General features: G+C 68.7%; 12 protein-coding genes and 1 pseudogene. 2 read left to right on the top strand and 11 right to left on the bottom strand.

Going from position 1 to position 11,077, the window contains the following annotated elements; translation table 11 throughout:
* Positions 1-1,119: MFS transporter (locus ACPYOM_RS17480; RefSeq protein ID WP_481346944.1), on the bottom strand; the 1,119-nt coding region annotated here is incomplete at its 3' end.
* A 140-nt stretch (positions 1,120-1,259) separates the two neighbouring features.
* The gene (locus ACPYOM_RS17475) at positions 1,260-2,207 is read right to left on the bottom strand and encodes an NADP-dependent oxidoreductase (protein ID WP_481346943.1); all 948 of its coding nucleotides are present in this window, start codon (positions 2,205-2,207) and stop codon (positions 1,260-1,262) included.
* 301 nt (positions 2,208-2,508) lie between these two features.
* Between ACPYOM_RS17475 and ctaD the strand changes: the two genes are divergently transcribed.
* The gene (ctaD, locus tag ACPYOM_RS17470) at positions 2,509-4,251 is read left to right on the top strand and encodes an aa3-type cytochrome oxidase subunit I (RefSeq protein WP_481346941.1); all 1,743 of its coding nucleotides are present in this window, start codon (positions 2,509-2,511) and stop codon (positions 4,249-4,251) included.
* On the opposite strand, the gene ACPYOM_RS17465 is transcribed toward ctaD, so the two are convergent.
* Both ACPYOM_RS17465 and ACPYOM_RS17460 read right to left on the bottom strand, forming a co-directional pair.
* Complete coding sequence (locus ACPYOM_RS17465; protein WP_481342464.1) at positions 4,201-5,145, bottom strand: ketopantoate reductase family protein; 945 nt, start codon at positions 5,143-5,145, stop codon at positions 4,201-4,203. The genes ctaD and ACPYOM_RS17465 overlap by 51 nt on opposite strands.
* 47 nt (positions 5,146-5,192) lie before the next feature.
* The gene (locus ACPYOM_RS17460) at positions 5,193-5,501 is read right to left on the bottom strand and encodes a GNAT family N-acetyltransferase (protein ID WP_481346940.1); all 309 of its coding nucleotides are present in this window, start codon (positions 5,499-5,501) and stop codon (positions 5,193-5,195) included.
* Positions 5,502-5,853: 352 nt separating this feature from the next.
* Between ACPYOM_RS17460 and ACPYOM_RS17455 the strand changes: the two genes are divergently transcribed.
* Complete coding sequence (locus ACPYOM_RS17455) at positions 5,854-6,342, top strand: redoxin domain-containing protein (RefSeq protein ID WP_481343768.1); 489 nt, start codon at positions 5,854-5,856, stop codon at positions 6,340-6,342.
* A 61-nt stretch (positions 6,343-6,403) separates the two neighbouring features.
* Here ACPYOM_RS17455 and ACPYOM_RS17450 read toward each other — a convergent pair whose 3' ends face one another.
* From ACPYOM_RS17450 to ACPYOM_RS17420, 7 genes and pseudogenes are all read right to left on the bottom strand, one after another.
* Positions 6,404-6,832 carry a hypothetical protein gene (locus ACPYOM_RS17450; RefSeq protein ID WP_481346939.1) on the bottom strand — a complete coding sequence of 143 codons (429 nt, stop codon included), beginning with the start codon at positions 6,830-6,832 and terminating at the stop codon, positions 6,404-6,406.
* A gap of 174 nt (positions 6,833-7,006) precedes the next feature.
* On the bottom strand, positions 7,007-8,050 hold the full coding sequence (locus ACPYOM_RS17445) for an amidohydrolase family protein (RefSeq protein WP_481343766.1): 1,044 nt from the start codon (positions 8,048-8,050) through the stop codon (positions 7,007-7,009).
* 5 nt (positions 8,051-8,055) lie between these two features.
* A complete protein-coding gene (locus tag ACPYOM_RS17440; RefSeq protein ID WP_481346938.1) occupies positions 8,056-8,580 on the bottom strand; it encodes a 3-hydroxyanthranilate 3,4-dioxygenase in 525 nt (174 codons plus the stop codon).
* Complete coding sequence (locus tag ACPYOM_RS17435; protein ID WP_481346937.1) at positions 8,577-9,020, bottom strand: RidA family protein; 444 nt, start codon at positions 9,018-9,020, stop codon at positions 8,577-8,579. The genes ACPYOM_RS17440 and ACPYOM_RS17435 overlap by 4 nt, the downstream gene beginning before the upstream one ends.
* A complete protein-coding gene (locus tag ACPYOM_RS17430; RefSeq protein ID WP_481346936.1) occupies positions 9,013-9,819 on the bottom strand; it encodes a 2-keto-4-pentenoate hydratase in 807 nt (268 codons plus the stop codon). The genes ACPYOM_RS17435 and ACPYOM_RS17430 overlap by 8 nt, the downstream gene beginning before the upstream one ends.
* Positions 9,816-10,895: a 4-hydroxy-2-oxovalerate aldolase gene (gene dmpG / locus ACPYOM_RS17425; RefSeq protein ID WP_481343762.1), complete on the bottom strand. Its 1,080-nt coding sequence runs from the start codon at positions 10,893-10,895 to the stop codon at positions 9,816-9,818. The genes ACPYOM_RS17430 and dmpG overlap by 4 nt, the downstream gene beginning before the upstream one ends.
* A pseudogene (locus ACPYOM_RS17420) lies at positions 10,892-11,077 on the bottom strand (hypothetical protein); the annotation flags it as partial. The pseudogene ACPYOM_RS17420 and the gene dmpG, both read right to left, overlap by 4 nt.

Below are 11,077 nucleotides of genomic sequence, written 5' to 3'. Positions count from 1 at the left end.
GGTGTGGGACAGCTCGCCGGAGATCAGGCTCGGGAACGTCGCCGCGCTGTAGCTGAGCAGATAGACCACGGCGAAGATCGGCGCCCGGTCAGCCGGGCAGCTGCCGTAGATCAGGCCGCGGACTGCGGAACTGATCGCGACGCCTTGCGCGGCACCCGCGACGATCGTTGCCGCGATGAACACCGGCAGCGCTCCGACAGTCGTCGACGTCACGAGACCGGCCCACCCGACGACGAAGGCCGTCATCCCGATCCGTTGCGCCGTCGCCGGGGCGAACAGCCCACCCAGCGGCGAACCCAAGGCGCTGGGACCCATGTAGGCGGCGAAGACGAGGCCGAGGATCAGCGGACTGTGCGTGCCGAGCTGGTCCTGGACCAGGCCGGGTACGAAGGCCTGGTAGAAGGCACCGGTCGCCCACGTGCCGAGAAAGACCGCGGCTGAGACGGGCAGGAGTCTCCGCACCCGCGCCGGCACCCGGACACTGGGCCGCAGCGACGCCCAGGCGCCCGGGCAGCGAGTGACTGTCTCGGGGCTGACGGCGATGAGGGCAGCGGAGACCAGCAGCAAGACGATGACCACCACGTAGATGAGGTCGCGTGGCCACGGGCCGAACTGCACCAGGGCACCAGAGGCGACCGCGCCGAGCGCCAGCCCGAGCATGATGGTCTGGCTGGAGGCGACGGAGGCCAGCCACTGCGGCTTGGCCGGCGCCGTGTCGACGATGTACGGCGGCAGGCTGCTACTGGCGAGGCCGCCGCCGAGCCCCATCAGAAGCCGACCCGCGACCAGCATTCCGATGTCGTGGACGCTCAGCAGCAGCACGCAGCCAAGGACGATGAGCCCGAGACTGGCGATGGCCACGGGGCGACGGCCGACGTAGCCCGACAGGCGTCCCAGAACCAGCAGCGCACCCAGGGTCGCGGCCGAGTAGGCGACAACGGTCAATGAGATGCCGGCGTTCGTGAAGCCGTCCTCGGCCCGGTAGATGTTGAACAGCGGGATGGTGGAGCCCGCGGCGGCGAACGCCGACATGAGCGCCAGCACGCCTGAGACGAATCCGAGCCGGAGCGAGGCGGCCCGTGGCGCGGGCGTCAGGGACTCAGCGACGGTGTGCGTCACGTCAAGCCTTCCTGTGGGTCCCGAAGATCGGGTCTGTACAGCAGCCTGGTTCAACGACGACGTGTCGCTGTCGCAGGCCTGGAGGCGTCTCACCCCGCGCCGAAGAGCTCATCTGCCCTGGGGTCGGAGGGGGCCCAGCATCACCGAAGTGGACGATTGAGTCCAGTTACGTCAGGCCTGACACGGATGACGGTCTTGCCCTGGCGTCGCCGAGTCGGGTTGAGGGCCGCGACGGCGTCGTCGAGCGATGCGACGTCTCCGATGTTCGTCCGGAGGCGGCCGTCCCGCACTCGCTGGACGATCTCCGTCAGCTGTGCGCGGTCTGCCTCGACGACGAAGTCGACGGCCAGCCCCTCGGCGGGACGGGCCTCCACGGGTCCGGTGACGGACACCAGCGTCCCACCGGCACGGACGAGCGCGGCGGACCGCTTCTGGATGTCGCCACCGATGACGTCGAAGACGAGGTCGACACCCCCGACGTCCTCCAGCGAGTCGTTCTCGAGGTCGACGAACTCGTGCGCGCCGTAGTCGAGGGCCTTGGCGCGGTCGCCTCCGCGCCCGGTGCCGATGACGTACGCCCCGGCTTCACGGGCAAGCTGGCTGACCATGGTCCCGACGGCGCCCGCCGCACCGTGCGCGAGGACGCTCTGGCCAGCCTCGAACCGGCCGTGAACGAAGAGGCCCTGCCAGGCCGTCAGCCCGGAGATGGGCAGGCTCGCGCCCACAGTGAAGTCGACATCGCCGGGAAGCGGCGCGAGGTTGCGCGACTCGATCGCGACGTACTCCGCCAGGGTTCCGTCGCGGTGCCAGTCGGAGATCCCGAAGACGCGCTGGCCGAGCGACACGCCCGTCGTGCCGTACCCGAGCGCGGTGACGACACCGGCCACCTCATGACCGAGGACCGAGGGCGAACGGTCCTTGCTCGCTCTCGTGGTCCACGTGGAAGGCCAGTCCACTTCGGTCGGGACGTACCCCGAGGCGTGCACCTCGACGACGACGTCATTGATCGCCGGGGAGGGGTCGGGGTGGTCGGTGAGCCTCGCCCCGGCCGTTCCCGCGCTCTGGTCCGTCACCACGATGGCTTTCATCGGTCTCCTCTTTCTGTCCGGTTGCCGCGCTGCACGCGAAGACGACCAGCGACCGCTCGAAGCACGACCCTGCCGACAGGTGGGCCGGGTCGGTGCGACTGCGGGGGCAAGCCCTGACGTGCGCTCGTCAAACCAGGTGTCGAGACGTCCTTCGATCTTATGACCCGGCAGGTCCTCTCGTCCGGACTGACCGGGGCAACGCGCTCATGGGCACAACATGCATCCGCCCCTAAGACGCGAGCGCGGGGCGCAACCAAGAGCCCGTCAACAGGCGACCCGGCAGCACCACAGAGAGACCACGATGAGCTCCACCACGACCCAGAAGCCTCAACAGGTAGCCGCACCGACGTTGCGCTCTGAGCGGCTGGCCGCGCGCACCGGCGTGGTCCGGTGGCTGACCACCACCGACCACAAGGTCATCGGCGACCTCTACCTGATCACCTCGTTCGTGTTCTTCCTGTTCGGCGGGGTGCTGGCCTTGATGATTCGCGCCGAGCTGTTCGCGCCCGGCCTGCAGGTCGTCGACAACCCACAGGAGTTCAACCAGCTGTTCACGATGCACGGCACCGTGATGCTGTTGCTCTTTGCGACGCCGCTGTTCGCCGGGTTCGCCAACGCCCTGATGCCGCTGCAGATCGGCGCGCCCGATGTCGCGTTCCCGCGGCTGAACATGCTCGCGTACTGGCTGTACCTGTTCGGTGCCGTCATCGTCCTGGCAGGGTTTCTCACTCCGGGTGGTCCAGCAGCCGCGGGCTGGACCAGCTACGCGCCACTGTCGGATGCCGCCTACACCCCGGGGCTCGGTGGTGACCTGTGGGTCTTCGGCCTCGCGCTCGGTGGTGTCGGCACCATCCTCGGCGCGGTCAACGTCATCACGACGATCGTGTGCCTGCGGGCCCCCGGCATGACGATGTTCCGGATGCCGATCTTCACGTGGACGGTGCTGGTCACCTCGCTGCTGGCCATCCTGGTCTTCCCGATGCTCGCAGCCGCGCTGTTCGCCCTGGGAGGTGACCGGCGCTTCGGGATGCACATCTTCGACCCCACGAACGGTGGCGCGATGCTGTGGGAGCACCTCTTCTGGTTCTTCGGCCACCCCGAGGTCTACATCATCGCGCTGCCGTTCTTCGGCATCATCAGCGAGGTCCTGCCGGTCTTCTCCCGCAAACCGATCTTCGGCTACAAGACCCTCGTCTTCGCGACCATCGCCATCGCCGCCCTGTCGACGAGCGTCTGGGCCCACCACATGTACGCCACGGGCCAGGTGCTCCTGCCGTTCTTCTCGGTCATGACGATGCTCATCGCCGTCCCGACCGGCGTGAAGTTCTTCAACTGGATCGGCACGATGTGGGGCGGCAAGGTCGTCATGGCCACGCCGATGCTGTGGGCGATGGGCTTCCTCGTCACCTTCCTCTTCGGCGGCCTGACCGGCGTCGTCATGTCCAGTCCCGCGCTGGACTTCCACATCACCGACAGCTACTTCGTCGTCGCGCACATCCACTACGTCGTCTTCGGCACCGTGGTGTTCGCGATGTTCGCGGGCTTCTACTTCTGGTGGCCGAAGCTGACCGGCCGCATGCTCGACGAGCGCCTCGGCAAGCTGCACTTCTGGACGCTGTTCATCGGCTTCCACACGACCTTCCTCATCCAGCACTGGCTCGGCATCGAGGGCATGGCCCGCCGCTACGCCGACTACCTGCCCGAAGAGGGCTTCCAGGCCGCGAACATCGTCTCGAGCCTCGGGTCCTTCCTGCTCGGCGCCTCGATGATCCCCTTCCTGTACAACGTCTGGAGGACGTGGAAGAAGGCGCCGCTCGTCGAGTCCGACGACCCGTGGGGCTACGGCGCCTCCCTCGAGTGGGCCACCTCGTGCCCACCGCCCCGGCACAACTTCACGTCACTGCCCCGCATCCGGTCCGAACGGCCGGCCTTCGACCTGCACCACCCGGAACAGCCGGCCAGCGGGGCCCTCGTCTCCGAGCTCAACGAGGGTTCACGCCTGGTCACCGACGCCCGGCGCGCTCGACCCGTCCTTGAACGGTGACAGCACAGCTGTCATCACCCGGTTGGCCGGCGCGTCGAGGTACACCTGCGCGGACTGCCGGCTCACGTACCCACTGAGCCAGTCGAGCTCCAGCCGTCGACCGCCCATCAGGTCGTTGGCCATCGACGAGGTCATGTCGAACGGGAGACCGTCACAGAACTCGAGCCGTTCCGCAGGCAGCGAGCTGGGCAGGTCCACCCCGAGGCGCTGACCCAGGGTCGTTGTCTCGGTCATGAGCTCCAGCAGGAGCGCCCGCGACTCGGTGTGGCTGCGCACCACCCCGATGGGGGCCCTCGTGACCGCGGTCGTGGCCGACAGGCCGACGAGGAAGGTGAGCTTCTCCCAGAGCAGCTCGGTGATGGCACTCGAGGCGACCGTGTCGACACCCGCGCCGGCCAGGGTGGACCGGATGAGGCGCAGCCGCTCGCTGTCGGTGCCGTCGAACTCGCCGAACACGATGCGCTGAAGCGCGCCGTGATGGGTGATCGTTCCAGGCTCGGTGATGAAGGCCGAGATGTAGGCGGCGCCTCCCATGAGCTGTCGTTCGGGAACGTGCTGGGACAGCACGCTCCGGGCGAGGACGCCGTTCTGCAGCGAGAGCACCACGGTGTCAGGCGAGATCACTGGGGCGAGCTGGGCTGCCACCGCCTCGGTGTCCCAGGACTTCACGGTCACCAGGACCAGTTCGGGGTCGGTCAGCTCGCCCAGGTCGTCGGTAGCGGCCACGGCCGGAACATGCCGGGTCGACCCCTGCGTCACCAACGTCAGTCCAGCCGTGCGCAGCGCGCGAAGATGAGCACCGCGCGCGACGAACTGCACGTCGTTGCCAGCCAGCTGCAGCTTCGCGCCGAAGTACCCCCCGACGCCGCCGGCGCCGATCACTGCCACCTTCATCGAGTCGCTCCTTCCGTACGAATTCCAGCCGTGGTCGCAGCGTCCGCTCAGTCGGTGACGCGGCTGGGAGTGGCCCCGTAGACCAGGTCCCGGTAGTCATGGTGCTTGCCCAGCCAGCTGCGCACGAACGGGCACACGGCCAGCACCTTCCGCTCACCCTTGGCTCGGATGTCATCCAAGGCCTGCTGGACCAGGATGCTGCCGATCCCCCGACCTTCGTAGGAGGGGTCGACCTCCGTGTGCTCGATGATGACGATGGAGGCGGCGTTCTGGTACACGGTGTAGCCGGCCACCTCGTCCCCGATGCGTGCCTCGTACCGATGCATCGACGCGTTGTCGACAACGGTCACATCCATCTGCAGCTCCTTGATCAGTGGTCTGTTTCGTCGTCCCAGTGGTCGCGACGACGCGCCGCCACCGGGACTCGTAGCCCACGAGAGTGCCCGTGCTTCGGCCTCGTCTGGGCACCGTCTGGTGCCCTGAGCCGGCATGGTCGCGTCGCGGCCGTCGTGCGACTGGTTCGTGTGTGCGGCGGTCCCGATCTCTCGCGCGGACCCAAGTGCCGGCCCGCGGACGGGCACATGACCTAAGGCTTCGCGTGCACGTGGCACCAAGGTCACATCAGTATGCGCCGATCAGGGCCCGGTCGACGCCGTCGAGCGCGGGCGCGGGCCACGACGGCGCCACGCACAGAACGAGAGGTCACACATGCTGCTCAACGGTTCACGCTTTCCCCGACTGTCCATGCGCACCGCCGCCGGTGGGGAGATTCGGCTTCCATCAGCCACCGAGGGCAGCTACGCCGTCGTCCTCGTCTACCGCGGCTCGTGGTGTCGCTACTGCACGGGACAGCTGCGCTCCTTCGTCGGCCGGCACCAGTCACTCATCGACGAGGGCATCACCACCGTTGCCCTGTCCGCCGACCCGGAGGCTGTGGCTCGGCAGACCGTCACCGAGCTGGGCATTCCCTTCCCCGTGGGGTGCGACGTGTCCGTTCGCGACGTCGCGCCGGCACTCGAGTGCTACACCGACCCAGCCGGCACGTTCTTCCAGTCCACGGGGTTCGTCCTTGGCCCCGACGGCACCGTCATGCTCGCCGTGTACTCCTCCGGAGCGATAGGGCGTCTTGGTCCGGTCGACGTGCAGGCGTTCGTCTCCCGCCACCGTTCCATGACGGCAGCGGCCGACGCCCACTAGCGGCGACTCCGCAGCACGAATCCTCGCCGAGCCCGTGGGGGGCGTGAGCCGCCGCGGGTCGTCACCCAGCACCGAACGCACCGATCTGTCCAAGAGCCATGTCCAGGGCTGCCTGAAGGGGCACGGCGGTGCCCGTCGTCAGGCTCAGCAGCAGCCCTCCGTACAGCATTGCGGCGAACGCCGAACCGAGCGCGGTGACGTCCGCCCCGGGTCGCAGGTTGCCATGCGCCTGGAGCCGCGCCAGCGCTTTCGAGAGAGCCTCTTCCCAGTAGCGGAGGCCGAAGGCTTCGGCCGAGCTGGGCGCCGCAGGGTCACTGGCGGTGCCTCCTTCCGGGCACGGGCGAGGTCCGTCCAGTGCCGCTCCCGCGGCCACCAGCTCGACGGCTGCGTCGGCCCACGCGTGAAGCCGGTCCGGCGACGTGACGCTGCTCAGCTTCGGCCGCACGTTGACCAAGGCCCAGCTGAGTCGGTCGATGGTCTTGGTTTCCAAGCGAGGCTCCTCACGCCCAGGGGTCTGCTACCCATGGGCAGTGCAGGTTCCGGCACATGTCTCACGTCTCGTCGTGCGTGGATTCGGTCACGTGGTGCTTGTGAGGCCGGGTCACCCCGGCTTCACGGGCCGCACCGGCCAGGTGCCACCGCGTCCCGCGCCGTGATCTCGAGCTCACGCGCGTTGGCTGACGTACCCGCCGGCACCGGCTGGTTGGCCGGGGTCCAGGCCCAGGAACCGCTCCGCGTTGCCGCGGAGCAGGGCGGCCCGGGTGCTCTCATCGAGGAAGTCGGCGTGATGGACCACGTGGCCGGCGGGACGCTCCCCGAGCGGGTACGGGTAGTCGCTGCCGACCATGACACTTCCCGGGCCCAAGGTGTCGACCAGCATCCGCAGCGCGGCCGGGTCGAACACGACCGAGTCGACGCTGAAGCGCCCGACGTAGTGCGAAGGCGGCAGCTGTGACGTGGCGATGAGGTCGGGTCGCCGGCGCCAGGCGTTCTCGAGGCGACCGAGCCAGAAGGCGAACGAGCCGCCACCGTGGGCAAAGCAGATCCGCAGCGACGAGGGGACCCGGTCGAACACGCCTCCCAGGATCATGGCGATGATCGACAGGTGGGTCTCCGCCGGCATGCCGGTGATCCATCGAGCCATCCATCGCTCGAGCCGCGGCGAGGTCGGCATGTCCCACGGGTGGACGAAGACGGGGACTCCTCGGTCGGCGCAGTGCTGCAGGAAGGTCACGACTCCTTCGTCGTCCAGGTCCCGGCCGCCGACGTGGTTGCCGATCTCGACCCCCCGGTGTCCGTTCGCGAGGCATCGGTCCACCTCCTCGCATGCGGCGTCCGGGTCCTGCAACGGGACCTGCGCGAACGGCAGGAGCCGCTGTGGGGCCGGGGCACACACCTCGAGGGCGAGGTCGTTGAAGATGCGGGCGATCTTGGTGGCCTCATCGCTTGGGGCGTCGTAGGAGAAGAACACCGGCGTGGGCGAGACCACTTGGGCCGCGACGCCGTCGGCGTCCATGGCTTTCAGTCGTACCTCGGCGTTCCAGCAGTCCTCGCCGACCGGGCGAAACTCCTTGTCCCCGAGCATGATGCAGGCCTGCCGCTCGGAGTCGATGCGCAGCCAAGGCCAGTCCCGACGTGGTGAGACGACCTCGGACAGGTCCGGCCAGCCGCGTGGGACGTAGTGGCTGTGCACGTCGATCGTGCTCACCGGTGTCATCCCTTGCCGGGATGCACGGTGCCGCAGCTGGGACAGGTGCGCCCCTGCTCGCTGGTGTAGAAGTCCTGGAACACCGGCGGCAGGTCTTGGACGATGTCGCGCACCTGGAGCTCGACCTCATGGACCTTGGTGCTGCACTGCGGGCAGAACCAGGCGAACTTCTCCAGCTGCCCTTCGTCGCGGATTCGCTCGATGACGATGCCGATCGAGCCGGGCTCCGGCCGTTGGGGCGAGTGGTAGGTGTTGCGCGGCAGCATCCACATGTCACCCTCGTGGATGTCGACGCGCCGAGGCCCGTCGTCGGTCATGAGGTTCACGTGCATGCTGCCCTTGACCTGGTAGAACCACTCCTCGAACGGGTCGAAGTGGTAGTCGGTGCGCTGGTTGGGTCCGCCGACGACCTGCACGATGAAGTCGTCCATCGGCGTCAGCGCCTGCCGGTTGTTCACCGGCGGCTTGAGCAGGTGCTCGTTGTCCTTGAGCCACTCGGGGAAGTTGATGACGGGCGGGATGGTGCTCATGAGTCCTCCTTGGGGTTGGTCGCACCCTCGACCCGGGCGATCGCCTGGATCTCGATGAGCAGGTGCGGGTGGGGCAGCTGGTGCACGGCCACCGTGGTGCGCGTCGGCCCGTGCTCGTCGAAGTAGTCGGCCCAGACCTCGTTGTAACCGGCGAAGTCGTTCATGCTGACCAGGTAGGTGGTGGCTTGGACCAGGTCGGTCAGGGTGGCGCCGGCCGCCTCGAGGACGGCGCGGATGTTCTCGATGACCGCTCGGGTCTGGACGCGGATGTCCAGCGAGGTCACTCCGAACTCGTCTGCCGCTGCCCCCTCGATGGTGTTGTCCGGACGGCGGCTGCTCGTTCCCGAGACGAACACGAGGTCTCCGGACTTCTTCACGTGCGGGAACCGTCCGCGCGGAGTCGCTCTTCCCGTCACGGTGATCGCCGTCGTCTCATTCATGGCGGGCACCTGCCGACCCGAGGCGGACACTGACCCGGCCCAGGCCGGTGACGGTCGACTGGACGTGCGAACCGGCGTGGAGCGGTACGGCCGCGGTGGCCGCACCAGCCATCAGCACCATGCCGGCTCGCAGTGTGAACCCGTACGCCCTGGCCATCCGGCGGGCGGCCGCGACGGCCCGGTAGGGGTGTCCGAGGATTGCGGCGGTCGACCCGGTCTGGGAGACCTGGCCGTCGACCTCCAGGGCCACGCCCCGGTTGCCGAGGTCGCCGGCGGCGCTGAGCTGCTGCCATGGCCCGATGACGTAGCCGGCGGCGGAGGTGTTGTCGGCGACGACGTCCTCGAGAGTGAACCTGAAGTCGCGGTAGCGCGAGTCGATGATCTCCAGTGCCGGCGCGACCGCGTCGACGGCCGAGCCGGTCTCGGGCGAGTCGTCGTCGGCCTCGACGTCGCGGCCGAGCAGCCAGGCGACCTCTGGTTCGATGCGCGGGTGGATGTACCGGGCGGGGTCTGCCTGTCCCCCGTCGGGAACCTGCATTCCGGCGGTGATCGAGCCGATGATGACGTCGTCGACGCCCATCTGCTGGGCCTTGGCGCGGCTCGTGAAGCCGAGCTTCACGCCCGAGATCCGGTCGCCGCGCGCCGTTCTGCGCTCGACCAGCAGGTGCTGGACGGCGTACGCGTCGTTGAGGGTGAGGTGTGCCGTGGTGGTCACCTGTTGGACGGCGGTGGCCGAGGTCTGGGCGTCGTCGAGGGTCGCTGCCAGGACGGCCAGCGTGTCCGGCGCGGCGATGGTCATGCCGTCACCGCCTCGGTGGACTCGGCCTTGAGCAGGTCCAGGGCGACGTCGACGATCATGTCCTCCTGGCCGCCGACCATCTTGCGGCGCCCCAGCTCGAGCAGGATGTCTCGGGCGTCGAGCCCGTACCGGGCGGCGGCGCGCTCGGCGTGCAGCAGGAAGCTGGAGTACACGCCGGCGTAGCCCAGCGACAGGGTCTCGCGGTCGACGCGCACCGGTCGGGTCTGCAGGGGTCGGATGATGTCGTCGGCGGCGTCCTGCAGCGTGAAGAGGTCGCAGCCGTGCTGCCAGCCCATGAGGTTGGCCACGGCGATGAACGCCTCGAGTGCGGTGTTCCCGGCGCCGGCGCCCTGCCCGGCCAGGGACGCGTCGACTCGGTAGGCGCCGTGCTCGACTGCGGTCACGCTGTTGGCGACGCTGAGCGACAGGTTCTCGTGTGCGTGGATGCCGATCTGGGTCTCGGGGTTCAACCGCTGTCGGAAGGCCTCGACGCGTTGGGCGACCTCACGGGTGGTGAGCCGGCCCGCGGAGTCGGTGACGTAGACGCAGTGCGCTCCGTAGGACTCCATCAGCCTCGCCTGCTCGGCCAGGCCTGCCGGGTCGTTGAGGTGGCTCATCATGAGGAACCCGGAGACGTCCATGTCGTGCTCGCGGGCCCACGCGATGTGTTGGGCTGCGACGTCGGCTTCGGTGCAGTGGGTGGCGACGCGAACGCTTCTGACCCCCAGGTCACGCGCCGCTCTGAGGTCTTCGATCGTCCCGATGCCGGGCAGGATCAAAGTGGTGAGGGTGGCGCGGGTGACGACGTCGGCGGCCGCCGCGATCCAGTCCAGGTCGGTGGCGGCGCCATGCCCGTAGGTGACGCTGGACCCGCCGAGCCCGTCGCCGTGGGCCACCTCGATCGCGTCGACTCCGGCCGCCTCGAGGGCGGCGGCGACGGTGCGGACCTGCTCGGGCGTGTACTGGTGGCCCAGGGCGTGCGCCCCGTCGCGAAGGGTCACGTCCTGGACGTAGAGCCGCGGGCCGCCCGCGTGAGATGTGCTGGTGTCGGGCAGGTTTGGCTGCGCCGTGTTCATGCTGTGGCTCCCAGTCGCTGTGAGACGAGACGCTCGGCGGTGCGCAGGGCGGCCGAGGTCATGATGTCGAGGTTTCCGGCGTACTCCGGCAGGTAGTGACCGGCACCGACGACCTCGAGGAAGACCGAGACCCTGGTGCCGCGGAAAGGGCGCCCCAGCGCGGGGACGAATGGCTCGTCGAC

The sequence above is a fragment of the Monashia sp. HAY1-2A genome (assembly GCF_056755315.1).
This window is presented reverse-complemented; position numbering and strand designations above follow the sequence as displayed.

What these genes read in the sequence shown, in the direction of transcription:
- ACPYOM_RS17475 (WP_481346943.1), bottom strand. Translation starts at nt 2,207, where the DNA reads ATGAAAGCCATCGTGGTGACGGACCAGAGCGCGGGAACGGCCGGGGCG.
- ctaD (WP_481346941.1), top strand. Translation starts at nt 2,509, where the DNA reads ATGAGCTCCACCACGACCCAGAAGCCTCAACAGGTAGCCGCACCGACG.
- ACPYOM_RS17465 (WP_481342464.1), bottom strand. Translation starts at nt 5,145, where the DNA reads ATGAAGGTGGCAGTGATCGGCGCCGGCGGCGTCGGGGGGTACTTCGGC.
- ACPYOM_RS17460 (WP_481346940.1), bottom strand. Translation starts at nt 5,501, where the DNA reads ATGGATGTGACCGTTGTCGACAACGCGTCGATGCATCGGTACGAGGCA.
- ACPYOM_RS17455 (WP_481343768.1), top strand. Translation starts at nt 5,854, where the DNA reads ATGCTGCTCAACGGTTCACGCTTTCCCCGACTGTCCATGCGCACCGCC.
- ACPYOM_RS17440 (WP_481346938.1), bottom strand. Translation starts at nt 8,580, where the DNA reads ATGAGCACCATCCCGCCCGTCATCAACTTCCCCGAGTGGCTCAAGGAC.
- ACPYOM_RS17435 (WP_481346937.1), bottom strand. Translation starts at nt 9,020, where the DNA reads ATGAATGAGACGACGGCGATCACCGTGACGGGAAGAGCGACTCCGCGC.
- ACPYOM_RS17430 (WP_481346936.1), bottom strand. Translation starts at nt 9,819, where the DNA reads ATGACCATCGCCGCGCCGGACACGCTGGCCGTCCTGGCAGCGACCCTC.
- dmpG (WP_481343762.1), bottom strand. Translation starts at nt 10,895, where the DNA reads ATGAACACGGCGCAGCCAAACCTGCCCGACACCAGCACATCTCACGCG.